This is a genomic window from Pseudomonas sp. W3I7, assembly GCF_030816095.1.
GTDB lineage: Bacteria > Pseudomonadota > Gammaproteobacteria > Pseudomonadales > Pseudomonadaceae > Aquipseudomonas > Aquipseudomonas salomonii.
The window spans coordinates 4,095,405-4,119,229 of the sequence record NZ_JAUSXP010000001.1; the positions used below are offsets into that span (position 1 = coordinate 4,095,405).

A 23,825-nucleotide genomic window follows, 5' to 3' on the forward strand; every position below is an offset into this window, starting at 1 on the left:
GGCATCCGGGCAAACGCGATGGGCGATGGCATTTACCTTTGCGTTTGTACTCAGCGCCTGGCCCATCGCCCTTGCCCAGGCGGCCGAAGACGCGTCTGCCGCACGCACCTTTGCCGCCGCTGGTCGGCAGCTCGCGCCTGCGCGGACAACGATTTCATAAACTGGTTGCAGAACATTAATGACAATTACTATCATTCGCACCGGAGTCGTATCCGCGCAGTGAGGAAGCGCAACGTTGTTGCCCTTTTCCTCACATTGACGGTTCGCCGTCCGGATCGACCATGCCCACCTGCAACCCAATTTCTGCGCCGTTTCGCCCTACCCTGTTTGCCCTTTGCTGCTCCCTGAGCCTTGCTGTTCATGCGGCAACCCCAGATGCCAACAACCGCCCGGACGGCAATACACTGGAATTGGGGGCCACCACTATCAGCGCCGACGCACCTGCACCGAATGCATTGCCGCCGGTTTACGCCGGTGGCCAGGTCGCGCGCGGCGGCCAATTAGGTGTGCTGGGCAACCAGGACATCATGGACGCGCCGTTCAGCATGTCCTCCTACACCGAAAAGTTGATCCGCGAGCAGCATGCGCAAACCGTCGGCGATGTGTTGCTCAATGACTCGTCCGTGCGCCAGGCGTCGGGCTATGCGAACCAGGCTCAAGCCTTTGTGATTCGTGGCCTGCCGCTCAACGGCGACGATATTTCGTTCAACGGCTTGTACGGCATTCTGCCGCGCCAGATCATGTCCACCGATGCCCTGGAACGGGTTGAAGTGTTCAAAGGCCCCAACGCGTTCATCAACGGCGTCACACCCAGCGGCTCCGGCATCGGCGGCGGCGTCAACCTGCAACCCAAGCGCGCTGATGATGTGCCTTTGCGCCGTTTGAGCACCGATATCAGCAGTGATGGCCGGGTGGGTGAACACCTGGACATCGGCCAGCGCTTCGGCGAAGACAACCGTTTTGGCGCGCGGGTGAATATTTCCCAGCGCGAAGGCGACACCGCCATCGACGACGAAAGCCAGCGTTCGAAGCTGTTTTCGGTCGGCCTGGACTATCGCGGCGATGCCCTGCGGGTGTCCGGCGACTTTGTTTATCAGAAGCAGCAGGTCAATGGCGGACGCAACACGGTGTTGCTTGGCAGCGGGCTGACCCATATCCCGAATGCGCCGTCGGCCGACACCAACTACGCGCCGAACTGGGGCACCACCAGCCTGGAAGACACCTTCGGCATGTTGCGCGGCGAGTATGACCTCAACGATAACTGGACCGCCTACATCGCCGGCGGCGCCAAGCACACCAACGAGCTGGGCCGCTATTCGTCGGTGACCTTGAGGGACACTCTGGGCAATGCCACGGTCAGCGGCTCGAACATTGCGCATCAGGAAGACAACACCAGCCTGATGGCTGGCCTGAACGGCAAATTCCAGACCGGCGCTGTCAGCCACACATTGAACCTCGGCTTGACCGGCATCTGGACCCAGACCCGCAACGCCTTTGATTTTGCCTCCGGCAGCCAGCCGACCAACATCTACAACCCGGCTGACGTGACGGCACCGGCCAAAGGCGGTTTCACCTCCGGCAGCGACCTGAACGACCCCGGCATCACCGCCAAGACCTTCGCCCGCAGCGCGGCGGTGTCGGACACCTTCGGCTTTATGGATGACCGCTTACTGTTCACCGCCGGCCTGCGTCGCCAGGAGCTGGTGGTTCAGGGCTACGCCTACGGCACCGGCACACGCACGGCCAACTACGCCAAGGGCATCACCACGCCGGTGTATGGCCTGGTGTTCAAGCCGTGGGAGCATGTGTCGCTCTACGCCAACCACATCGAAGGCCTGGCGTCAGGGCCGACTGCACCGTCTACCTTCAGCAGCGCCATCGTGACCAACGCCAACCAGACGTTTGCACCTGCGCGCTCGAAACAGACCGAGGCCGGCGTCAAGGTCGACATGGGCACCTACGGCGCAACGCTGGGTGTATACCGAATCGAACAGCCGACCCAGGGTTTTTCCCAGCTGAATGGGGACGGCACGGCGACTTTTGTCTTCCAGGGCGAGCAAGTCAACAAAGGTGTGGAGCTGAACGTCTTCGGCGAACCCGTCAGCGGCTTGCGCCTGCTGGGCGGCGCGACGATCATCCACACCGAAGTCAACGGCACGGCAAACGGCGCCAACGACGGCAACCGCGCCATTGGCGTGCCGTCCTTCCAACTTAATGCCGGCGTGGATTGGGATGTGCCGGGCCTGCAAGGCGTGAGCGTCAATGGCCGCATGCTGCGTACCGGCGGCCAGTACGCCGATGCGGCGAACAACCTCAGCCTGCCGGCCTGGAACCGCTTCGATGTAGGCGCTCGCTACAACTTCAAGGTGGCCCAGCGTGATGTAAGCCTGGGTGCCACGGTGGAGAACGTGGCCAATACCAAATACTGGGAATCGGCGCTGGGCGGTTACCTGACCCAAGGTGATCCACGTGTGGCCAAGTTCTCGGCGACGGTGGATTTTTAAATACGCAATAACCTGGGAGTCAGCGGATTTGCGCATCGCTGACTCACCAGTGGACTCAAGGCGTCTGACAGCAATAAGAACGGGCATCTTCACGATGCCCGTTTTGGGTCAGGCGCTGCGTGCCTGGTTCAGGTAATTTTCGATGTTGCCCATTTGCTCGTCCCAGCCTCGGGAATTCATCCTGAAGGCTTTTTGGCGACGGGCTTGGGGCACTGTGTCAAAACCGGATTCGACTACCCGCAGCAGGATGCCGAAGGCGCGGTCTTCGAGGGTGAACTCCACCAGGGTCGGTGTTTCGTGGTCGTAGTCGACGCCCTGCTCGACAGCGTAAGGGTGCCATCTGAATGAGAACAGGGTTTGGGGCAGGATGCGCACGATTTCCGCCTTCCACATCACATGTTCGTAGCCTGGGTAGGTGATCGGTGCCTCGATGGTTTTTCCAGCGGTAAAGGTTTTACCCTTGAGGGCGATGCCAAACCACTCGCCAAATTGCTCGGCATTGGTGAGCGCTTCCCAGATTTGTTTGCGCGGTACGTTGAGCTGGACTTTTCGTTCGATGCGATCTAACACGTGCATAAGTCACCTCCTCCATTGACAGTAGGCGACAACAAACAATGCGCAACCTCAGGTTGTAAGCAATGATGATTGTCCCCGTCCTTAATCAGGCAATACGTGTATGACTGACCCGCTGAATGGAAGTTGCTTCTGCAAAGCCGTGCGCTATCAAATCGACAGCTTGGACATGCCCATCAGCCACTGCCATTGCGACAGTTGCCGCAAGGTGCACGCAGCCGCATTCGTGGCCACGGCCGGGGTGATGCGCGAGCACTTTCGCTGGATGCAGGGTGAGGCGCTGCTGTCGTCGTTTGAATCTTCACCGGGCAAGCTCAGGCATTTCTGCTCGCGCTGCGGTTCGCACCTGATGGCTGAGCGTGGGCATCAGCCCCATGTGATTGTGCGGGTGGCGACGCTGGATGATGACCCTGGCGTGCGGCCCACCTCGCACATCTGGACGGCCCATGATGTGCCCTGGCTTGCTTACGCAGGCGTAGAGCACTGGGATGAGTGGAAGGTTTGACTAGACGTGCGGGTCACCGGGCGCTTTGGCGGGGGTCGCATATTGCGGCTTGAGATGGCCTTCCTGATCCAGCAGCCAGGCGTCCATGATCTGTCGCACTACCGGGCCTGCCACGCGGCCACCGGCCTCGCCGTTTTCGATCATCACCGAGATCACAATTTTCGGATGTTCGGCCGGCGCAAAGCCAACGAACAAGGCGTTGTCGCGATGGCGTTCCAGGGTCTTGTTGCGGTTATAGCGCTCACCCTGCTTGATCGCCACCACCTGCGCCGTACCACTCTTGCCGGCGATCCTATATTGAGCACCTGCGGCTGCCGCACGGGCGATACCACGCGGGTCGTGCATCACCAGTTGCATGCCATGGTTGACCTGCTCCCAATCACGCGGATCCTTGAGCACCACGTTAGGCATCGGGTTTTCGTCCACCGGCGGCACGCCGTTGATGGTCTTGGCCAGGTGCGGCCGGTTCCACACACCTTTGTTGGCGATCAATGCAGTGGCTTGGGCCAGCTGCAATGGCGTGACCTGCATATAGCCCTGGCCAATGCCGAGAATCACAGTTTCGCCCGGGAACCAGGGCTGGCGCCGCGTCGCACGCTTCCAGGCCTGGGAAGGCATCAGGCCGGCTGATTCTTCGAACATGTCGAGGGAGACTTTCTGACCGAGGCCGAACTCGGCCAGGTAGTCGTGCAGGCGATCGATGCCCAGCTTGTGGGCCAGGTCGTAAAAGTAGGTGTCGTTGGAGCGCATGATCGCCGCGTCCATGTCCACCCAGCCGTCACCGCTGTGGTTCCAGTTGCGGTATTTGTGGTCAAAGTCGGGCAGTTGGTAGTAACCGGGGTCAAACACTCGGGTTTGCGCGGTCACCACGCCACTGTCGAGGCCGGCGATGGCCACTTCCGGCTTGATGGTCGAGCCGGGCGCATAAAGCCCGCGTAGCACACGGTTGAACAGCGGCCGGTCGATGGAGTCGTGCAGCGCGGCATATTCCTTGAAGCTGATGCCGGTGACGAACAAATTCGGGTCAAAACTCGGCTTACTCACCATGGCCAGCACTTCGCCGGTTTGCGGGTCGAGGGCCACCACCGAACCACGGCGATCGCCCAAGGCCTCTTCCGCGGCTTCCTGGAGCTTGACGTCGAGGCTCAGCACGATGTTTTTGCCGGGGATCGGGTCGGTATGCTTGAGCACGCGCAAGACGCGGCCCTGGGCGTTGGTCTCGACCTCTTCATAGCCGACATGGCCATGCAGTTCGGACTCGTAGAAACGCTCGATACCGGTCTTGCCGATGGACTGGGTACCGCGGTACTCCACCGAGTCGAGGGCCTTGGATTCTTTTTCGTTGATTCGACCAACGTAGCCAATCGAGTGGGCAAAATGCGCGCCCAACGGGTAATGCCGCACGAACTGCGGTTCGACGTCGACGCCCGGCAAGCGGAACTCGTTAACGGCCAGCACCGCAATCTGCTCTTCGGTCAATTCGTAGAACAGCGTCACCGGCACAAACGGATGACGGGCTTGTTTCAACGCCTTGTCGAATACCGCGCGGTCTTCGGCGGGTAAATGCAACAGGCTGACGATAGCGTCCAGCTCGCCCTTGAGGTCAGTGGTGCGCTCACGAGTGATGGTCAGGTTGTAGCTGGGACGGTTGTCGGCCAGCACCACGCCATTGCGGTCATAAATCAGCCCGCGCGTCGGCGTTATCGGCAATACATGGACCCGGTTGTTCTCGGAAATTGTCGAGTGATAGTCGTACTGCACCACCTGCAGGAAATACATGCGCCCGACCAGGGCGCAAGTAATACCAATCACCAACAGCGCGCAGGCGAGCAAGCGCTTGTTGACCAGGCGGTTTTCTTTTTCGTGATCCTTGATCGGTATCGGTTCAGGCATTTCTACAGCATCTCGTTGAAGAAGGTCGACGCCGCATCCTGCGGGTGAAATATCCATCCTTGTGAAAATGTGCTGCACCTTACCAAAAATGCAGAAACACTTTGCATTGATTTCCCCAACGGCATGGTGTTTTGTCAGACAAGCACCGACTTTGGCTCGAAAAAGGCCTCGATCCCGGAAGTGCGATCACTGCGATGCCCTTCCAGTGCTGTGCAGGGTGCGTGTGAGGATGGCGACCTGGAGGGTGCCGATTGAGCTGATCAAGGCGCGGAGGCTTTGAAGTCGTTCGGCGCTTTTCGACCGCCCAAAACAAAACCCCTGATTGCGTTAGCAATCAGGGGTTTTGGAATTTAATCTTGACGATGACCTACTCTCACATGGGGAAACCCCACACTACCATCGGCGATGCATCGTTTCACTACTGAGTTCGGGATGGGATCAGGTGGTTCCAATGCTCTATGGTCGTCAAGAAATTCGGGTACTGAGTCGCAGCCAGATGGCTTCGCTTCAGCAAATTGGGTATGTGATAGCTTTCGGTGTTTTGTGAGCGTCGAACTTTCGGTTCATCTCGTCTTCACACACCGCAATCTGATGCTCTTTATTAGAGAGTCGACTCAAATTGCTTGGGTGTTATATGGTCAAGCCTCACGGGCAATTAGTATTGGTTAGCTCAACGCCTCACAGCGCTTACACACCCAACCTATCAACGTCGTAGTCTTCGACGGCCCTTCAGGGGACTCAAGGTCCCAGTGAGATCTCATCTTGAGGCTAGTTTCCCGCTTAGATGCTTTCAGCGGTTATCTATTCCGAACATAGCTACCCGGCAATGCCACTGGCGTGACAACCGGAACACCAGAGGTTCGTCCACTCCGGTCCTCTCGTACTAGGAGCAGCCCCTCTCAAATCTCAAACGTCCACGGCAGATAGGGACCGAACTGTCTCACGACGTTCTAAACCCAGCTCGCGTACCACTTTAAATGGCGAACAGCCATACCCTTGGGACCGGCTTCAGCCCCAGGATGTGATGAGCCGACATCGAGGTGCCAAACACCGCCGTCGATATGAACTCTTGGGCGGTATCAGCCTGTTATCCCCGGAGTACCTTTTATCCGTTGAGCGATGGCCCTTCCATACAGAACCACCGGATCACTAAGACCTACTTTCGTACCTGCTCGACGTGTCTGTCTCGCAGTCAAGCGCGCTTTTGCCTTTATACTCTACGACCGATTTCCGACCGGTCTGAGCGCACCTTCGTACTCCTCCGTTACTCTTTAGGAGGAGACCGCCCCAGTCAAACTACCCACCATACACTGTCCTCGATCCGGATAACGGACCTGAGTTAGAACCTCAAAGTTGCCAGGGTGGTATTTCAAGGTTGGCTCCACGCAGACTGGCGTCCACGCTTCAAAGCCTCCCACCTATCCTACACAAGCAAATTCAAAGTCCAGTGCAAAGCTATAGTAAAGGTTCACGGGGTCTTTCCGTCTAGCCGCGGATACACTGCATCTTCACAGCGATTTCAATTTCACTGAGTCTCGGGTGGAGACAGCGCCGCCATCGTTACGCCATTCGTGCAGGTCGGAACTTACCCGACAAGGAATTTCGCTACCTTAGGACCGTTATAGTTACGGCCGCCGTTTACCGGGGCTTCGATCAAGAGCTTCGCGTTAGCTAACCCCATCAATTAACCTTCCGGCACCGGGCAGGCGTCACACCCTATACGTCCACTTTCGTGTTTGCAGAGTGCTGTGTTTTTAATAAACAGTCGCAGCGGCCTGGTATCTTCGACCGGCATGAGCTTACGGAGCAAGTCCTTCACCCTCACCGGCGCACCTTCTCCCGAAGTTACGGTGCCATTTTGCCTAGTTCCTTCACCCGAGTTCTCTCAAGCGCCTTGGTATTCTCTACCCAACCACCTGTGTCGGTTTGGGGTACGGTTCCTGGTTACCTGAAGCTTAGAAGCTTTTCTTGGAAGCATGGCATCAACCACTTCGCTAACTAAAAGTTAGCTCGTCATCAGCTCTCGGCCTTAAGATCCCGGATTTACCTAAGATCTCAGCCTACCACCTTAAACTTGGACAACCAACGCCAAGCTGGCCTAGCCTTCTCCGTCCCTCCATCGCAATAACCAGAAGTACAGGAATATTAACCTGTTTTCCATCGACTACGCTTTTCAGCCTCGCCTTAGGGACCGACTAACCCTGCGTCGATTAACGTTGCGCAGGAAACCTTGGTCTTTCGGCGTGGGTGTTTTTCACACCCATTGTCGTTACTCATGTCAGCATTCGCACTTCTGATACCTCCAGCAAGCTTCTCAACTCACCTTCACAGGCTTACAGAACGCTCCTCTACCGCATCACTTACGTGATACCCGTAGCTTCGGTGTATGGTTTGAGCCCCGTTACATCTTCCGCGCAGGCCGACTCGACTAGTGAGCTATTACGCTTTCTTTAAAGGGTGGCTGCTTCTAAGCCAACCTCCTAGCTGTCTAAGCCTTCCCACATCGTTTCCCACTTAACCATAACTTTGGGACCTTAGCTGACGGTCTGGGTTGTTTCCCTTTTCACGACGGACGTTAGCACCCGCCGTGTGTCTCCCATGCTCGGCACTTGTAGGTATTCGGAGTTTGCATCGGTTTGGTAAGTCGGGATGACCCCCTAGCCGAAACAGTGCTCTACCCCCTACAGTGATACATGAGGCGCTACCTAAATAGCTTTCGAGGAGAACCAGCTATCTCCGAGCTTGATTAGCCTTTCACTCCGATCCACAGGTCATCCGCTAACTTTTCAACGGTAGTCGGTTCGGTCCTCCAGTTAGTGTTACCCAACCTTCAACCTGCCCATGGATAGATCGCCCGGTTTCGGGTCTATTCCCAGCGACTAGACGCCCTATTAAGACTCGCTTTCGCTACGCCTCCCCTATTCGGTTAAGCTCGCCACTGAAAATAAGTCGCTGACCCATTATACAAAAGGTACGCAGTCACCTAACAAAGTAGGCTCCCACTGCTTGTACGCATACGGTTTCAGGATCTATTTCACTCCCCTCTCCGGGGTTCTTTTCGCCTTTCCCTCACGGTACTAGTTCACTATCGGTCAGTCAGTAGTATTTAGCCTTGGAGGATGGTCCCCCCATATTCAGACAAAGTTTCTCGTGCTCCGTCCTACTCGATTTCATGACTAAGAGATTTTCGCGTACAGGGCTATCACCCACTATGGCCGTACTTTCCAGAACGTTCCGCTAATCTCAAAGCCACTTAAGGGCTAGTCCCCGTTCGCTCGCCACTACTAAGGGAATCTCGGTTGATTTCTTTTCCTCAGGGTACTTAGATGTTTCAGTTCCCCTGGTTCGCCTCTTACGCCTATGTATTCAGCGTAAGATAACCATCTTATGATGGCTGGGTTCCCCCATTCAGACATCTCCGGATCAAAGTCTGTTTGCCGACTCCCCGAAGCTTTTCGCAGGCTACCACGTCTTTCATCGCCTCTGACTGCCAAGGCATCCACCGTATGCGCTTCTTCACTTGACCATATAACCCCAAGCAATCTGGTTATACTGTGAAGACAACATTCGCCGAAAATTCGAATTTCTCAACTAAGAGAACTCACAAATTTTACCTTAGCCTGATCCGTTACCAGTGAAAGTAACGTTCAGTCTATCTTTCTATCACATACCCAAATTTTTAAAGAACGATCTAATCAAAGACTAGAAATCAACATTCATCATCAACCTGATGGAATGCTCATTTCTAAGCTTTCATAACGTAGAAGCAGTAGTGGTGGAGCCAAACGGGATCGAACCGTTGACCTCCTGCGTGCAAGGCAGGCGCTCTCCCAGCTGAGCTATGGCCCCGTATTTCTACAGGCGTTTCCCACACAAAATTGGTGGGTCTGGGCAGATTCGAACTGCCGACCTCACCCTTATCAGGGGTGCGCTCTAACCAACTGAGCTACAGACCCAATTTCGAGCTGCTAAGGCCGACCTCACCCTGCTCTTTACCACAGAGCATGGGGTGCGCTCTAACCAACTAAGCTACAACCCTTTAGGCTGCTTCTTATCGTCTTCTTCAATGAATCAAGCAATTCGTGTGGGAACTTATGGAGCAGCTGATGTCGTCGATTAAGGAGGTGATCCAGCCGCAGGTTCCCCTACGGCTACCTTGTTACGACTTCACCCCAGTCATGAATCACACCGTGGTAACCGTCCTCCCGAGGGTTAGACTAGCTACTTCTGGTGCAACCCACTCCCATGGTGTGACGGGCGGTGTGTACAAGGCCCGGGAACGTATTCACCGCGACATTCTGATTCGCGATTACTAGCGATTCCGACTTCACGCAGTCGAGTTGCAGACTGCGATCCGGACTACGATCGGTTTTGTGGGATTAGCTCCACCTCGCGGCTTGGCAACCCTCTGTACCGACCATTGTAGCACGTGTGTAGCCCAGGCCGTAAGGGCCATGATGACTTGACGTCATCCCCACCTTCCTCCGGTTTGTCACCGGCAGTCTCCTTAGAGTGCCCACCATAACGTGCTGGTAACTAAGGACAAGGGTTGCGCTCGTTACGGGACTTAACCCAACATCTCACGACACGAGCTGACGACAGCCATGCAGCACCTGTCTCAATGTTCCCGAAGGCACCAATCTATCTCTAGAAAGTTCATTGGATGTCAAGGCCTGGTAAGGTTCTTCGCGTTGCTTCGAATTAAACCACATGCTCCACCGCTTGTGCGGGCCCCCGTCAATTCATTTGAGTTTTAACCTTGCGGCCGTACTCCCCAGGCGGTCAACTTAATGCGTTAGCTGCGCCACTAAAAGCTCAAGGCTTCCAACGGCTAGTTGACATCGTTTACGGCGTGGACTACCAGGGTATCTAATCCTGTTTGCTCCCCACGCTTTCGCACCTCAGTGTCAGTATTAGTCCAGGTGGTCGCCTTCGCCACTGGTGTTCCTTCCTATATCTACGCATTTCACCGCTACACAGGAAATTCCACCACCCTCTACCATACTCTAGTCAGTCAGTTTTGAATGCAGTTCCCAGGTTGAGCCCGGGGATTTCACATCCAACTTAACAAACCACCTACGCGCGCTTTACGCCCAGTAATTCCGATTAACGCTTGCACCCTCTGTATTACCGCGGCTGCTGGCACAGAGTTAGCCGGTGCTTATTCTGCCGGTAACGTCAAAACACTAACGTATTAGGTTAATGCCCTTCCTCCCAACTTAAAGTGCTTTACAATCCGAAGACCTTCTTCACACACGCGGCATGGCTGGATCAGGCTTTCGCCCATTGTCCAATATTCCCCACTGCTGCCTCCCGTAGGAGTCTGGACCGTGTCTCAGTTCCAGTGTGACTGATCATCCTCTCAGACCAGTTACGGATCGTCGCCTTGGTGAGCCATTACCTCACCAACTAGCTAATCCGACCTAGGCTCATCTGATAGCGCAAGGCCCGAAGGTCCCCTGCTTTCTCCCGTAGGACGTATGCGGTATTAGCGTCCGTTTCCGAACGTTATCCCCCACTACCAGGCAGATTCCTAGGCTTTACTCACCCGTCCGCCGCTCTCAAGAGAAGCAAGCTTCTCTCTACCGCTCGACTTGCATGTGTTAGGCCTGCCGCCAGCGTTCAATCTGAGCCATGATCAAACTCTTCAGTTCAAACATCTTTGGGTTTTTAAGAAACCCTAAACTTGGCTCAGCAATCGTTGGTTACATCTTTGATTTCTCGCGGAGTAACTTGTGATGCTGATAATCTTGTTGACTATCAGTCTGACTCCACAAGCACCCACACGAATTGCTTGATTCAGTTGTTAAAGAGCGGTTGGTTAAGATCTTTCGTCTCAACCGAGGCGCGCATTCTACAGCAGCCTCATTTGCTGTCAAGTGGTTATTTTCAGAAGTTTTCGAAGAATTCTTCAACAACTTCAACCACTTGCGCTTACGATCTCTCGTTAGCGGGAGGCGAATTCTACAGCGTTACACGCTGCTGTCAACACCTCTTTTTCAACTTCCTTTTGGCTTCGATAAACTGAAGCAACTTGCTGCCGAAAACTTCATAACTCTTTGTTTACCAAGGAGTTTTATGTTTCGACTGCGCCGGAAGTGGGGCGAATTATAGACAGATATAAAATGCCGTCAATACTTAATTTAGATTCTCTATCAAACAACCCCAAATGCCCTATCCCCTTCTATATAGAGAGCACAGCAACCCGAACTGAGCAATATATTGCTCAAAGCCAGACAGTTAAGCATCATAGGCGCTCTGCTTCTTTACCATGACTTCGGACACCCGCCCCAATGACTACACCACCTCGCAGCCTGGCCTCGGCATTGTTCCCGGTCGGCCTGCTGTTGATCGCCATGGCCTCCATCCAGTCCGGCGCCTCGCTGGCCAAGAGCATGTTCCCCATCGTCGGCGCACAGGGCACTACGACTCTGCGGCTGATTTTCGCCAGTGTGATCATGCTGCTGCTATTACGCCCATGGCGCGCCAAACTCACGGCCAAATCCTTGCGCACGGTCATCGTCTACGGCATGGCGTTGGGTGGCATGAACTTTCTCTTCTATATGTCCTTGCGCACAGTGCCCCTGGGCATCGCAGTAGCGCTGGAATTCACCGGCCCGCTCGCCGTGGCTATCTATGCCTCGCGCCGGGCGGTGGACTTTGTATGGATCGGCCTCGCGATCGCGGGCCTGCTGTTATTGATCCCCACCGGCGACACCAGCAGCGGCATCGACTTGGTTGGCGCCGCCTATGCACTGGGTGCCGGCGTTTGCTGGGCGCTCTACATTCTGTTCGGCCAAAAAGCCGGCAACGACAACGGCGTGCAAACTGCCGCCCTGGGCGTGATGATCGCCGCTTTGTTCGTGGCGCCGATCGGCATCGTCCATGCCGGCGCCGCCCTGCTGACGCCCTCGCTGATTCCCGTTGCCATCGGTGTCGCGATCCTCTCCACCGCTTTGCCCTATACCCTGGAAATGGTCGCGCTCACTCGCCTGCCCGCTCGCACCTTCGGCACCTTGATGAGCATTGAGCCCGCATTCGGTGCGCTCTCGGGCCTGTTCTTCCTGCAGGAGCACTTGTCCCTCGCGCAATGGCTGGCAATCACCTGCATTATCTTCGCCTCCGTCGGTGCCACACTGACGATGCGCAATGAATCCAAACCATTGGTGCCCGCCGATTGATTCTCATCGCAGGTAGCTCTGGTATTTGCCGCTCATTTAGGCCATGTTTAGGCCGTAAACGAATGTCTTTCATGGAGAATTTCGACAGGGACTGCTGAACGCTACAATCGAGAGCGAGTGAAGCCTGCATCGAGCCTTTTTGCGACGCGGCTATAAGGATAGTAATGAAACGAATTTTGATACTGTTACTGGTCGTGGGTATTGCTGGCTGTGCTGCGACCACCAAGACAGAAGTGAAACGGGGCAAAAAAGGCATGCACATCAATTGTTCCGGCCTGTCCTCCTCCTGGGACCAGTGCTACACCAGCGCAGCCAACTCCTGCGGCGCCAAGGGCTACCGGGTTGTCGCCAAATCCGGTGACAATTCCGAAGAGCCAGGGGACTATCCTTTCGGTATCAACCCTGCCGGCTACACCAGCCGCAGCATGATCGTCATCTGTAAATGACCGCCCGAGCAGTCCTCTTCCGGCTGCTCCTTCCTCTTTACATGCCCTACGCCCTGCTGCGGCTACACTCCTGCTCGACATTCGAGCAACGGAGTTCCCATGACACCCAACAAGAAAATCGTATTGGTGGTTGGTGCCGGTGATGCAACCGGTGGCGCCATTGCCCGGCGCTTTGCCCGCGAAGGCTATTTAGCCTGCGTCACTCGTCGCAGTGCCGATAAGCTGCAGCCCCTGGTCGACAGCATCCAGGCAGCGGGCGGCGAAGCCCACGGTTTTGCCTGTGATGCGCGTAAAGAAGACGACGTGATCGCGCTGGTTGAACAGATAGAAACCCAACTGGGGCCCATCGAAGCCTTCGTCTTCAATATCGGCGCCAACGTGCCGTGCAGCATCCTCGAAGAAACCGCGCGCAAATATTTCAAAATCTGGGAGATGGCCTGCTTCTCCGGGTTCCTGAACGCCCGCGAAGTCGCCAAGCGCATGGTCACGCGCGAACGCGGCACTATCTTGTTCACCGGTGCCACTGCCGGGCTGCGTGGCGGTGCAGGGTTTGCCGCGTTCGCCGGCGCCAAACACGGCATCCGCGCGCTCGCGCAAAGCATGGCGCGGGAATTGGGCCCGAGGAACATCCATGTGGCCCACGTGGTGGTCGATGGAGCCATCGACACCGACTTTATTCGCGACAATTTCCCGCACAAATATGCGCAAAAAGACCAGGACGGCATCCTCAACCCAGAACACATCGCCGACAACTATTGGTACCTGCATAGCCAACCACGTGACGCCTGGACCTTCGAACTGGACCTGCGCCCCTGGAATGAACCCTGGTAAACGCACCGACCCTGATCAAGAACAACAATAACTAGCGAGAATCGACCATGAGTAAAACCCTGGAATTTTTTTTCGACCTCGGCAGCCCCGCCACTTACCTGGCCTATACGCAATTGCCTGCGCTATGTGCCGAGACCGGTGCGCAACTGGTGTATCAGCCCATGCTGCTGGGTGGCGTGTTCAAAGCTACCGGCAACGCCTCCCCCATCACTGTGCCCGCCAAAGGGCGTTACATGTTTAATGACCTGGCGCGATACGCCAAGCGCTACAACGTGGCGCTCAAGTTCAACCCGCACTTCCCGATCAATACCCTGGTGCTGATGCGTGCCGTCATGGGTATCCAGATGCGCCAGCCCGAGCGCTTCCAGGCCTTCGTCGATTGCCTGTTTCGCGCCCTTTGGGTCGAAGGTCGCCACCTGGGCGACCCCGCCGTCGTGGCCGCTGTGTTGAGTGAGGCGGGTTTCGACCCAGAGGAAGTCCTGAACCTGGCCAACGATGAAAAGGTCAAGGCCGCCCTCAAGGACAAAACCGAACAGGCTGTTCAGCGCGGGGTATTTGGTGCACCCAGTATGTTTGTAGGCAATGACCTGTTCTTCGGTCAGGACCGTCTGGAGTTTGTGCGCGAAGCGCTCCGCTAAAACGGGATCGCCAAGCGCCTTTGAGCGCCGCTTGCGAGCAAATCGTAAGCGGCGCTTACCGTTGCCGGTCGAAACGGTGTGGGTCCATGTCACGTTGCGTATCGGCGAATTACGCGGTGTCGGCACCCAATCGACGCCAGTCAGCCAGGGTCAAGGCGTTCGACAACTGTCTCGCCGACGCCCTGGCCAAGGCTCCTGAGCTGCGACCGATCAGATAGCGGCGGTACGCACCTGCAGCCATTCCAGGGCTGCTCCGCTAAGCAGCGGGCTCAGGCGTTCACGCACCTGGGCGTGGTAAGCGTTAAACCACTCGCGCTCATCCGGCGTCAGCAACGACGGCTCCAGGCAACGGGTGTCGATCGGGCAAAGGGTCAAGGTTTCAAACTTGAGGAACTCACCAAACTCGGTCTTGCCCGCTTCGCGGTTCAACACCAGGTTCTCGATGCGTACGCCCCAGCGACCCGGACGATAAGTGCCCGGCTCAATCGAAGTAATCATCCCCGGCTGCATTGCCGTCTGCGGTGCCGCGACGGCCTGGTAGGCGATCACCTGCGGGCCTTCATGCACATTCAGGAAATAGCCTACGCCATGACCTGTACCGTGGCCGTAGTCCACGCCTTCGGCCCAGATCGGCGCACGGGCGATGGCATCCAGCAATGGCGAGAGAATGCCCTTGGGGAAGTGCGCACGCGACAAGGCAATCACGCCCTTAAGCACGCGCGTGCAGTCGCGCTTCTGCTCATCACTCGGCGTGCCGATCGGCACCATCCGCGTAATGTCTGTGGTGCCGCCCAGGTACTGGCCGCCGGAGTCGATCAGCAACAGGCCATCGCCTTCGATCAACGCATGCTCTTCTTCGGTGGCGTGGTAATGGGGCATCGCACCGTTGGCGTTGAACGCCGCGATGGTGTTGAAGCTCAGCGACACATAATCGGGGCGACGGGTACGCGCGGCGGTCAAGTGCTCATCGATGGTCAGTTCGGTGATGCGCTCGCGACCCAACGCACTGTCCAGCCAGGCGAAGAATTCGCACAGCGCTGCGCCGTCCTGCTCCATGGCTTGGCGGATATGTTCGGCGTCCGCCAGGCTTTTGCGCGACTTGGCCAGCGTGGTCGGGTTCAAGCCCTCGACCAGCTTGACACCGGCATCGAGGTTTTCCAGCAAACCGGTGGTCACGCGTGCCGGATCAACTTGCAGGCTCACACCCGCCGGAACTGCACGCAGCGCATCTGCGACTTCGCTGTAGTCGCGCAGGGTCACGCCGTCCCGCTCCAGTACCGCGCGCAGTTCGGCATCGACCTTGCTCAGCGCCACAAACAACGTGGCCTGCTGTTGATTGATCAAGGCAAAGGACACAAACACCGGGTTGAACGACACATCACCGCCGCGCAGGTTGAACAGCCAGGCGATGTCATCCAGGGTCGCGATGAAGTGCCAATCGGCGCCCTTCTCTTTCAAGCTGGCACGCAGGGCCGCGAGTTTGTCGCCACGGCTGACGGTCGCCTGCGGCGGCAGGTGTGGGTAGATCGGCTGGTTCGGCAAGGCCGGGCGGTCTTGCCAGACTTCATTCAACAGGTCGATATCGGTACGCAGGCGAGCGCCGCGCTCGGCCAGCTTGGCGCCCAAGGTACGTGCCGAGGCCACGGCCATTACTGCGCCGTCCACCGCGACCACGCCACCCTCCGGGGTTTGCTCGGCCAGCCATTCCAGCGGGCCGGGTTGGCCAGGTTGCAGCTTCACCAATTCGATGCCGCTGCCCTTGAGTTCCTTGGTCGCCTGCTCCCAGTAGCGGCTGTCGGCCCACACACCGGCAAAATCCGCGGTGACAATCAACGTGCCTACCGAGCCATAAAAACCCGACAGCCATTGCCGCCCCTGCCAGTAACCCGGCAAGTACTCGGACAGATGCGGGTCGGCCGACGGCACCAGCAGGGCATGGATGCCCTCGCGGCGCATCAGTTCGCGGGTATGCGCCAGGCGCTGGGGAACCGTTCCATGGGTCAAAGGCTGCGTACTCATCATGTCTCCTGCTAAGCACTCATAATTGTTATGTGTTGTGACTGAAAATCACACCGCCCAGAACGCTGGCGCACTGGCCAACGCGGCTTTGATCAACTGCACGGCGGCGTCGATATCCTGCTCGGTGGTAAACCGGCCCAGGCTCAAGCGAATGGTCCTACCGGCGCTGCGTGCGTCATGGCCCAAAGCCAGAAGCACGTGGGACGGCGCATTACTCGCCGAATTGCACGCCGAGGTGGCCGAAAACGCGATACCTGCGCTCAGTGCGGCGGAATTGAATTCGCCCTCTGTGAACGTGAGGCTCAGTGTATGGGGAATGCGCTGGGTGGCGCTGCCATTGAGGCGCACGCCGGCAATCGTTTCCAACTGATCGAGCAGGCGCTGACGCAACGCGACGATAGCGGCTTTTTCTTCAGCAAAGGACTGCGCCGCCAGGGCAAATGCAGTGCCCATCCCGGCAATCTGATGGGTCGCCAGGGTACCCGAGCGCAATCCGCCTTCGTGGCCGCCGCCGTGAATCTGCGCCAGCACCTTCTGCTGCGCACGCGGGCCGACATACAGCGCGCCAATGCCCTTGGGGCCGTACAGCTTGTGCGCCGAAAACGACATCAGGTCCACCGGCCATTCCGCCAGGTCGATCGCGACCTTGCCCGCGCCCTGCGCCGCATCCACATGCAGCAGCGCGCCGTGCTCACGTACGCGTGCCCCAATGGCAGGAATGTCATTGAGGGTGCCCAACTCGTTGTTCACCAGCATCAGCGACACCAGGAAGGTGTCTTCGCGCAGGGCTTCACTGACGGCCTCGGCGCTGATCAAGCCTTCAGCGTCCGGCACCAGGTAAGTGACGGCCACGCCGGCTTCCTGCAACTGCCGCGCCGTATCCAATGTGGCCTTGTGTTCGATCTGGCTGGTGATGATATGTCCACCTGCCACACCTCGCGCCTGGGCCACGCCTTTGATGGCCAGGTTGTTGGATTCGGTGGCACCGGAGGTCCAGACAATTTGCTCAGGCTGGGCACCGACCAGCTCGGCCACTTGGCGCCGCGCCTGCTCGACCGTGTGCCGGGCCGCCTGGCCGAACGCATGGGAACTGGACGCAGGGTTGCCGAAGTTGGCATTGAAGCCCAGACACTCGACCATCACTTGAATGACCCGCTCATCCACCGGCGTGGTGGCGGCGTAGTCGAAATACAACGGACGTTTATTCATGACGTTAAGACTCGCAGAGCGTATTCCCCTGGACAGCGCCCAGGGGGGGCATCGACCGGGACAGAGGTCGTCAGGTTTAACCAGTCGGATGCCATAAAAGAAGGACCACTTTATGTAAATGTGCGTAGGAACGCTCCTGAAATTCAGCTTAACAGGCTGAAGTATCCCAATGGCAAACAAAAAGCCCGAGGTTCCTTAAGGGAATCCTCGGGCTTTTTGCCGCCTGGCACCGGCTCAACTGGGGCGACCGTGCATCACTACGCTGCGCTCGGCGTTCATTTCGCCCTGGTGGTCGAAACCGAACGGCTTGTGTGGCTGGCCGGTCAACGCGGCGCGTTGCTGTTGATATTCATCAAACGACAGGCCGCGACGACTCAAGGCCTCAAGGGCCAACTGCCTGGTTTCTTCGGCGGTGTAAGGACGCGATTCAGGCGAGGGATGGGACGCACATCCGGCAAGGACAGCGCTGACAACTATTAAGGAAACAGCCAGGAAGTGGTTCATGGTGAAGGCCCTGCGAAGGAGGTTTGTAGTCAATGAACACAGGCTACTCCCGCCCTTGCGCAGTGAAAAATCATCCGCCGTGATAGTCGCTATCAACCGTTCCGGCATGCTTGATAGCGGGCCGCGCATATTCATTTACGATCTATAAATATGGAAATACGTTCGTTTACGGAATAACCATAACCTTCTATAAATGGCTCTGCGCGCAATCATCACTGTTCGCCACGCAACTGTTGCCCAGGCAACAGCCATTCAACAAAACCGCAAACAGGCAACAGCTTCTTTTTTCAACAGGACGTCTGCAGCCCTCGTCAATCAAGGCTCGCAGCCATTGGTACAGCTCTTGCTCAACACGTTCCATCTCACCTGCTACCCACCCCTGTTGAAAAAGGAACTGTTTATGTCCCGTCCTCTGAATGTCGTTGCCCTCTCCGGCGGAACCTGGCGCCCGTCGCGCACCTTGGTGTTGACTCAAGCCGTGCTGGCCGAACTGGCGACGTTGCTGCCGATCCAGGCCACCCTGATCGAGTTGGGTGACATTGCCCGGCCCTTGGGTGGCGCACTCTCACGTGATGAGCTGCCGGCCGAGGTCGAAACGCAACTGTTGGCCATCGAACAGGCCGACCTGCTGATCGTCGCCGCGCCGGTGTATCGCGGTTCTTATCCTGGCCTGCTCAAGCACCTGTTTGACCTGGTTGGCCTCAACGCCTTGATCGACACTCCGGTGTTGCTCGCGGCCACCGGCGGCAGCGAGCGCCATGCGCTGGTGCTCGATCACCAATTGCGCCCGCTGTTCAGCTTCTTCCAGGCCTTGACCCTGCCGATCGGCGTGTACGCCACCGAAGCCGACTTCACCGACTACCAAATAACCAGCGAGTTATTAAAAGCCCGCATTCAACTGGCCGCAGAACGCGCAGCGCCGTTGTTTGCCGCGCACTCCCCTTCTCTGCTGAAAATCGCTTAAGGATTTGTCATGGATGTTTTCTGGTTTCTGCCCACACATGGCGACGGCCATTTCCTCGGCACCACCCAAGGTGCGCGCCCGGTCACCCTCAATTATCTGAAGCAGGTGGCGCAAGCGGCTGACAACCTCGGTTATTTCGGCGTGCTGATTCCTACCGGGCGCTCGTGTGAAGATTCCTGGGTAATCGCCTCGGCACTGGTGCCACTGACCGAACGCCTGCGATACCTGGTAGCGATTCGCCCGGGGATTATTTCGCCCACGGTGTCGGCGCGCATGGCCGCGACTCTGGACCGCCTGTCCAACGGCCGATTGCTGATCAACGTGGTCACCGGTGGCGACCCCGATGAAAACCGTGGCGACGGCAGTTTCCTCGACCACAGTGAACGCTACGAAGTCTCCGACGAATTCCTGCAGATCTGGCGCCGTGTGTTGCAGGGCGAGTCGGTGGACTTTGAAGGCAAGCACCTGCGTGTGCAGAACGCCAAAGCGCTTTACCCACCGGTGCAGAAGCCGTATCCGCCGCTGTACTTCGGCGGTTCGTCGGATGCTGCCCACGACCTGGCCGCCGAGCAGGTCGACGTGTACCTGACCTGGGGCGAGCCGCCCGCCGCCGTTGCGCAAAAACTTGCCGACGTGCGTGAACGCGCAGCCCGCCATGGGCGCACCGCCAAGTTCGGCATTCGCCTGCATGTAATCGTGCGCGAAACCGAAGAAGACGCCTGGAAAGCCGCCGACAAACTGATCGAGCACATCAGCGATGAAACCATCGCCGCCGCGCAAAAATCCTTCTCGCGCTTTGATTCCGAAGGCCAGCGGCGCATGGCGGCGTTGCATGATGGGCGCCGCGACAACCTGCAAATCGCCCCCAACCTGTGGGCCGGCGTCGGCCTGGTACGCGGCGGTGCCGGCACCGCGTTGGTGGGCAACCCGCAGCAAGTGGCCGAGCGGATCAAGGAATACGCCGACCTTGGCATCGAGAGCTTCATCTTCTCCGGCTACCCGCACCTGGAAGAAGCCTATCGCTTTGCCGAGCTGGTGTTCCCGCTGTTGCCGGAACCTTACGCCAGCCTCGCCGGGCGCGGCATCACCAACCTCACAGGGCCGTTTGGGGAAATGATTGCCAATGATGTGTTGCCGACAAAAGACAAGGCCTGAGAGCGCTGAGATCCACCCTATGTGGACACTGTTCTCCTGTGGGAGCCGGGCTTGCCCGCGATGCAGACGACGCGGTGCTTCAGTTGCACCACAGTGATGCTATCGCAGGCAAGCCAGCTCCCACATTTGAACGTGATTGCCAGACCGACATTGAGGAACCCCGTGTGACAGCCAAACCCCACAGCGTCCTGCCTTCACCGTTGCAGACCGCCAAACTGCTGGCCGCCGAGTTCGCCCTCACCGCCGTTGAACGCGATGAGCGCGGCGGCACGCCCAAGGCCGAACGGGACGCGCTGCGCCAAAGCGGCCTGCTGGCCTTGAGTATCCCCACGCAATACGGCGGCCTCGGCGCGCGCTGGAGTGAAACCCTGGGCATCGTGCGCGAGTTCGCCAAGGTCGACAGCTCCATCGCCCATGTCTTCGGCTTTCACCACTTGATGCTTGCCACCGTGCGCCTGTTTGCGCGCCCGGACCAATGGCAGCCGTGGTTCGAACAGACCGCACGCAAAAACTGGTTCTGGGGCAATGCCCTCAACCCGCTGGACACGCGCACGCTGGTCAAGGATTTCGGCGGCTGGCGCGAATTTTCCGGCAAGAAAAGCTTTTGCTCCGGCGCCAGCGATTCGGAAATGCTCATCGCCTCGGCCGTGGATGAAAGCGCCGGCGGCAAGCTGCTGATCGCCGCGATTCCCAGCGGGCGCAGCGGCATTACCTTGCACAACGACTGGAACAACATCGGCCAGCGCCAAACCGACAGCGGCAGCGCCAGCTTTGAACGGGTGCGCGTCGAAGAGTCGGAATTGCTGCTCGATCCCGGCCCGTTGAGCACGCCCTTCGCCTGCCTGCGCCCGCTGATCGCGCAGTTGACGTTCACGTATATGTTTCTCGGGATTGCCGAAGGCGCCTTTGAAGAAGCGCGCAACTACACCCTCACCGAAACCCGTGCGTGGCACAAATCTTCGGCTGGCGACGTGCGCCAGGACCCTTACGTGCTGCACCACTACGGCGAATTCTGGGTGGCCCTGCAAGGTGTGCGCCTGTTGGTCGAACGCGCCGGCGAATTGCTCGACCAGGCCTGGGCCAAAGGTGCCAGCTTGAGCGAACAGCAACGCGGCGAACTGGCCATTGCCATCGCCACCGCCAAAGTCGCCGCCACCCGCCAGGGCCTGGACCTGTGCAGCCGCCTGTTTGAAGTCACCGGCGCGCGCTCGACCCATGCCTCGCTGCGCCTGGACCGCCATTGGCGCAACTTGCGCACGCAAACCCTGCACGACCCGGTGGATTACAAACTCCACGAACTGGGGGACTGGGCGTTGAACCAGTCTCTGCCGATCCCGACGTTCTACTCCTGAGAGAGGTGCCCATGCAGCTGTTAACCTTACCGCCCTCGCCCGCCCTCGCGACCTCGATTCGCGCCACGGCCCAGGTCTTCGAAGACCCCAAATCCCAGGCGTTGCTCGACCATATCCAGCAAGTAGCACCGAGCGAAGCCAGCGTGCTGATCATCGGCGAGACCGGCACCGGCAAAGAGCTGGTGGCGCGCCATATTCATAACCTCAGTGCGCGGCGCAACCGGCCCTTTGTGGCGGTGAACTGCGGCGCGTTTTCCGAATCCCTGGTGGAAGCCGAATTGTTCGGGCATGAAAAAGGTGCGTTTACCGGCGCCCTCAGCGCCAAGGCCGGCTGGTTCGAAGAGGCCGACGGCGGCACCCTGTTCCTCGATGAGATCGGCGATTTGCCGATGGCGATCCAGGTCAAATTGTTGCGCGTACTACAGGAACGTGAAGTGGTGCGCCTGGGTTCGCGCAAGAGCATTGCGATTGATGTGCGCGTACTGGCGGCCACCAACGTGCAGCTGGAAAAAGCCATCAACGCGGGGCACTTTCGCGAAGACCTCTACTACCGCCTGGATGTGGTCAGCCTCGAACTCAGCCCACTGCGCGAGCGCCCCGGCGATATCCTGCCGCTGACCCGGCATTTTATCGAAGCCTATAGCCAGCGCCTGGGTTACGGCCCCATCACCATCAGCCGCGAGGCCGAGCACAAGCTCAAAAGCTACAGCTGGCCAGGCAATATCCGCGAGCTGGAAAACGTGATTCACCACACGTTGCTGATCTGCCGTAATGGCCTGATCGAGCGCGATGATCTGCGCCTGTCGAACATGCGCATCGAGCGCCAGGACGACAGCCAGCACGGCACCGACAACAGCGCCGACGCCTTGCTGGCCCGCGCCTTTCAAAAGCTCTTCGAAGAACAGGCCGGCGCCCTGCATGAAAAGGTCGAAGACGCGCTGTTACGCGCCGCCTACCGTTTCAGCCATTACAACCAGGTGCACACCGCCAACCTGCTGGGCCTGAGCCGCAACGTCACGCGCACACGCCTGATCAAGATCGGCGAGTTGGCGGTGAACAAACGCCGCCCCGGCGAAAACGTGCAGGGCGAACGCATGCTGCACTTATCCATTTAGGCGGCAGTGCAACGCGTTGTCATGGCTGCGCTCGAAACTGCGCAGCACCTGGAACGAACCGAAGGTCACCGCCGTGGCCTGGTGGGCGCGAATCAGCGTCCAGAAGTCTTCCTCGCCGTGCTCAAAACACTTGAACGCCGCCTCGCCGTCCTCACGCGAGCGCCATTGCAGGTAATTGAGCACTCGCCGCCCGTCGTCGCTGACTTGCACACTGGCATTGATAAAGCCGCCATGGCCCTGGGCCAGGCGTTCGCTCTGGGTGGACAAGGCCGCCACCAGGGCAAATTGCTGCTGAGGCTCGATCTGAAACTCGATCAACTGAGTGAAGCTGCGATTTTTCTCTGATACCTGCATGAACACTCCCCTCTCTCTATAGGCAGAATCTTGCGATTCGATGCCACGCAGGGTAAAACCTCTAGTTAAGTCAAGGTCAAGCGCTTATCTGGAGTTTTTATGCTTACCAAGGAACTCACCGTCGGCCAACTCGCCGCACGTAGCGGCGTAGCGGTTACGGCGCTGCACTTTTATGAGTCCAAGGGGTTGATCAAGAGCAACCGCAACGCAGGCAACCAGCGGCGCTATCCACGGGATGTGTTGCGGCGCGTGGTGGTGATCAAGATCGCACAACGCTTGGGGATTCCACTGGCAACGATTGGCGAGGCGTTGCAGACCTTGCCGAACGGGCGCACGCCCACTGCACAGGACTGGGAACGCTTGTCGGCCCTGTGGCGTGAGGATCTGGATCAGCGCATCAACAAACTGATGCTGCTGCGCGACAAACTCAGTGGTTGTATTGGTTGCGGGTGTTTATCGCTGGAGGCGTGTCCCTTGCGTAATCAGGATGATCAGTTAGGTGAGCATGGCCCGGGCGCCCAGTTACTGGAGCCCACCACACCCGCCTGAGTTGGCAATGCGATCAATGTGGGAGCTGGCTTG

General features: G+C 58.0%; 18 protein-coding genes, 2 tRNA genes, 3 rRNA genes and 1 pseudogene. 13 read left to right on the forward strand and 11 right to left on the reverse strand.

The window, feature by feature from the left end; all coding sequences use genetic code 11:
- Positions 1-25 precede the first annotated feature (25 nt).
- On the forward strand, positions 26-160 hold the full coding sequence (locus QF043_RS18820) for a hypothetical protein (RefSeq protein ID WP_307419755.1): 135 nt from the start codon (positions 26-28) through the stop codon (positions 158-160).
- Positions 161-281: 121 nt separating this feature from the next.
- Positions 282-2,504: a TonB-dependent siderophore receptor gene (locus tag QF043_RS18825; RefSeq protein ID WP_307419757.1), complete on the forward strand. Its 2,223-nt coding sequence runs from the start codon at positions 282-284 to the stop codon at positions 2,502-2,504.
- Positions 2,505-2,612: 108 nt separating this feature from the next.
- Here QF043_RS18825 and QF043_RS18830 read toward each other — a convergent pair whose 3' ends face one another.
- Positions 2,613-3,080: an SRPBCC family protein gene (locus QF043_RS18830; protein WP_307419758.1), complete on the reverse strand. Its 468-nt coding sequence runs from the start codon at positions 3,078-3,080 to the stop codon at positions 2,613-2,615.
- 100 nt (positions 3,081-3,180) lie between these two features.
- Here QF043_RS18830 and QF043_RS18835 point away from each other — a divergent pair, with 100 nt between their 5' ends.
- Entirely contained in the window at positions 3,181-3,582 is a 402-nt protein-coding gene (locus tag QF043_RS18835) for a GFA family protein (RefSeq protein ID WP_017135350.1), read from the forward strand.
- On the opposite strand, the gene mrdA is transcribed toward QF043_RS18835, so the two are convergent.
- The 6 genes from mrdA to QF043_RS18865 form a co-directional block, all read right to left on the reverse strand.
- Positions 3,583-5,475: a penicillin-binding protein 2 gene (gene mrdA / locus QF043_RS18840; RefSeq protein ID WP_056858820.1), complete on the reverse strand. Its 1,893-nt coding sequence runs from the start codon at positions 5,473-5,475 to the stop codon at positions 3,583-3,585. It abuts the gene before it with no gap.
- Positions 5,476-5,829: 354 nt separating this feature from the next.
- Positions 5,830-5,945: ribosomal RNA gene (rrf, locus tag QF043_RS18845) — 5S ribosomal RNA — on the reverse strand.
- A 164-nt stretch (positions 5,946-6,109) separates the two neighbouring features.
- A 23S ribosomal RNA gene (locus tag QF043_RS18850) occupies positions 6,110-9,001 on the reverse strand.
- A gap of 247 nt (positions 9,002-9,248) precedes the next feature.
- Positions 9,249-9,324, reverse strand: a tRNA-Ala gene (locus tag QF043_RS18855).
- Positions 9,325-9,354: 30 nt separating this feature from the next.
- Positions 9,355-9,431, reverse strand: a tRNA-Ile gene (locus QF043_RS18860).
- A gap of 161 nt (positions 9,432-9,592) precedes the next feature.
- Positions 9,593-11,129: ribosomal RNA gene (locus QF043_RS18865) — 16S ribosomal RNA — on the reverse strand.
- Together the 16S, 23S and 5S rRNA genes with 2 tRNA genes alongside form the textbook arrangement of a ribosomal RNA operon.
- A gap of 639 nt (positions 11,130-11,768) precedes the next feature.
- Here QF043_RS18865 and rhtA point away from each other — a divergent pair.
- From rhtA to QF043_RS18890, 5 genes and pseudogenes are all read left to right on the forward strand, one after another.
- Positions 11,769-12,656, forward strand: coding sequence for a threonine/homoserine exporter RhtA (rhtA, locus tag QF043_RS18870; protein ID WP_307419760.1), 888 nt, complete (start codon positions 11,769-11,771; stop codon positions 12,654-12,656).
- Between the two features lie 164 nt (positions 12,657-12,820).
- The gene (locus QF043_RS18875; protein WP_056859698.1) at positions 12,821-13,102 is read left to right on the forward strand and encodes a hypothetical protein; all 282 of its coding nucleotides are present in this window, start codon (positions 12,821-12,823) and stop codon (positions 13,100-13,102) included.
- A gap of 99 nt (positions 13,103-13,201) precedes the next feature.
- Positions 13,202-13,933 (forward strand): SDR family oxidoreductase, encoded by a 732-nt coding sequence (locus tag QF043_RS18880; RefSeq protein WP_307419762.1) that lies wholly within the window; start codon positions 13,202-13,204, stop codon positions 13,931-13,933.
- 47 nt (positions 13,934-13,980) lie between these two features.
- Positions 13,981-14,571: a 2-hydroxychromene-2-carboxylate isomerase gene (locus QF043_RS18885; protein WP_099488874.1), complete on the forward strand. Its 591-nt coding sequence runs from the start codon at positions 13,981-13,983 to the stop codon at positions 14,569-14,571.
- A gap of 110 nt (positions 14,572-14,681) precedes the next feature.
- Positions 14,682-14,789 (forward strand): annotated as a pseudogene (locus tag QF043_RS18890) (LysR family transcriptional regulator); the annotation flags it as partial.
- Here the strand turns inward: QF043_RS18890 and QF043_RS18895 are convergent.
- The 3 genes from QF043_RS18895 to QF043_RS18905 all read right to left on the reverse strand — a co-directional run bounded on the left by QF043_RS18895 (position 14,782) and on the right by QF043_RS18905 (position 18,303).
- Positions 14,782-16,590: an aminopeptidase P family protein gene (locus QF043_RS18895; RefSeq protein WP_307419764.1), complete on the reverse strand. Its 1,809-nt coding sequence runs from the start codon at positions 16,588-16,590 to the stop codon at positions 14,782-14,784. The pseudogene QF043_RS18890 and the gene QF043_RS18895 overlap by 8 nt on opposite strands.
- 48 nt (positions 16,591-16,638) lie before the next feature.
- The gene (locus tag QF043_RS18900) at positions 16,639-17,799 is read right to left on the reverse strand and encodes a cysteine desulfurase family protein (protein ID WP_307419765.1); all 1,161 of its coding nucleotides are present in this window, start codon (positions 17,797-17,799) and stop codon (positions 16,639-16,641) included.
- Positions 17,800-18,033: 234 nt separating this feature from the next.
- Entirely contained in the window at positions 18,034-18,303 is a 270-nt protein-coding gene (locus tag QF043_RS18905) for a hypothetical protein (protein WP_307419766.1), read from the reverse strand.
- A gap of 400 nt (positions 18,304-18,703) precedes the next feature.
- Here QF043_RS18905 and msuE point away from each other — a divergent pair, with 400 nt between their 5' ends.
- The 4 genes from msuE (at position 18,704) to QF043_RS18925 (ending at position 22,889) form a co-directional block, all read left to right on the forward strand.
- Positions 18,704-19,267, forward strand: coding sequence for an FMN reductase (msuE, locus tag QF043_RS18910; protein ID WP_307419767.1), 564 nt, complete (start codon positions 18,704-18,706; stop codon positions 19,265-19,267).
- A 9-nt stretch (positions 19,268-19,276) separates the two neighbouring features.
- Positions 19,277-20,422 (forward strand): FMNH2-dependent alkanesulfonate monooxygenase, encoded by a 1,146-nt coding sequence (gene ssuD / locus QF043_RS18915; protein ID WP_307419768.1) that lies wholly within the window; start codon positions 19,277-19,279, stop codon positions 20,420-20,422.
- A 164-nt stretch (positions 20,423-20,586) separates the two neighbouring features.
- Positions 20,587-21,774, forward strand: coding sequence for an acyl-CoA dehydrogenase family protein (locus QF043_RS18920; protein WP_056859690.1), 1,188 nt, complete (start codon positions 20,587-20,589; stop codon positions 21,772-21,774).
- Between the two features lie 11 nt (positions 21,775-21,785).
- A complete protein-coding gene (locus tag QF043_RS18925) occupies positions 21,786-22,889 on the forward strand; it encodes a sigma-54-dependent Fis family transcriptional regulator (protein WP_307419769.1) in 1,104 nt (367 codons plus the stop codon).
- On the opposite strand, the gene QF043_RS18930 is transcribed toward QF043_RS18925, so the two are convergent.
- Positions 22,878-23,243, reverse strand: coding sequence for an antibiotic biosynthesis monooxygenase (locus QF043_RS18930; RefSeq protein WP_056859702.1), 366 nt, complete (start codon positions 23,241-23,243; stop codon positions 22,878-22,880). The two genes, QF043_RS18925 and QF043_RS18930, sit on opposite strands and share 12 nt — an antisense overlap.
- 99 nt (positions 23,244-23,342) lie before the next feature.
- Between QF043_RS18930 and soxR the strand changes: the two genes are divergently transcribed.
- The gene (gene soxR, locus QF043_RS18935; RefSeq protein WP_307419771.1) at positions 23,343-23,792 is read left to right on the forward strand and encodes a redox-sensitive transcriptional activator SoxR; all 450 of its coding nucleotides are present in this window, start codon (positions 23,343-23,345) and stop codon (positions 23,790-23,792) included.
- The last annotated feature ends 33 nt before the right edge of the window (positions 23,793-23,825 follow it).

What these genes read in the sequence shown, in the direction of transcription:
- soxR (WP_307419771.1), top strand. Translation starts at nt 23,343, where the DNA reads ATGCTTACCAAGGAACTCACCGTCGGCCAACTCGCCGCACGTAGCGGC.
- QF043_RS18885 (WP_099488874.1), top strand. Translation starts at nt 13,981, where the DNA reads ATGAGTAAAACCCTGGAATTTTTTTTCGACCTCGGCAGCCCCGCCACT.
- rhtA (WP_307419760.1), top strand. Translation starts at nt 11,769, where the DNA reads ATGACTACACCACCTCGCAGCCTGGCCTCGGCATTGTTCCCGGTCGGC.
- QF043_RS18930 (WP_056859702.1), bottom strand. Translation starts at nt 23,243, where the DNA reads ATGCAGGTATCAGAGAAAAATCGCAGCTTCACTCAGTTGATCGAGTTT.
- QF043_RS18925 (WP_307419769.1), top strand. Translation starts at nt 21,786, where the DNA reads ATGCAGCTGTTAACCTTACCGCCCTCGCCCGCCCTCGCGACCTCGATT.
- QF043_RS18820 (WP_307419755.1), top strand. Translation starts at nt 26, where the DNA reads ATGGCATTTACCTTTGCGTTTGTACTCAGCGCCTGGCCCATCGCCCTT.
- mrdA (WP_056858820.1), bottom strand. Translation starts at nt 5,475, where the DNA reads ATGCCTGAACCGATACCGATCAAGGATCACGAAAAAGAAAACCGCCTG.
- QF043_RS18880 (WP_307419762.1), top strand. Translation starts at nt 13,202, where the DNA reads ATGACACCCAACAAGAAAATCGTATTGGTGGTTGGTGCCGGTGATGCA.
- QF043_RS18900 (WP_307419765.1), bottom strand. Translation starts at nt 17,799, where the DNA reads ATGAATAAACGTCCGTTGTATTTCGACTACGCCGCCACCACGCCGGTG.
- ssuD (WP_307419768.1), top strand. Translation starts at nt 19,277, where the DNA reads ATGGATGTTTTCTGGTTTCTGCCCACACATGGCGACGGCCATTTCCTC.
- QF043_RS18825 (WP_307419757.1), top strand. Translation starts at nt 282, where the DNA reads ATGCCCACCTGCAACCCAATTTCTGCGCCGTTTCGCCCTACCCTGTTT.
- QF043_RS18905 (WP_307419766.1), bottom strand. Translation starts at nt 18,303, where the DNA reads ATGAACCACTTCCTGGCTGTTTCCTTAATAGTTGTCAGCGCTGTCCTT.
- QF043_RS18895 (WP_307419764.1), bottom strand. Translation starts at nt 16,590, where the DNA reads ATGAGTACGCAGCCTTTGACCCATGGAACGGTTCCCCAGCGCCTGGCG.
- QF043_RS18835 (WP_017135350.1), top strand. Translation starts at nt 3,181, where the DNA reads ATGACTGACCCGCTGAATGGAAGTTGCTTCTGCAAAGCCGTGCGCTAT.
- msuE (WP_307419767.1), top strand. Translation starts at nt 18,704, where the DNA reads ATGTCCCGTCCTCTGAATGTCGTTGCCCTCTCCGGCGGAACCTGGCGC.
- QF043_RS18875 (WP_056859698.1), top strand. Translation starts at nt 12,821, where the DNA reads ATGAAACGAATTTTGATACTGTTACTGGTCGTGGGTATTGCTGGCTGT.
- QF043_RS18830 (WP_307419758.1), bottom strand. Translation starts at nt 3,080, where the DNA reads ATGCACGTGTTAGATCGCATCGAACGAAAAGTCCAGCTCAACGTACCG.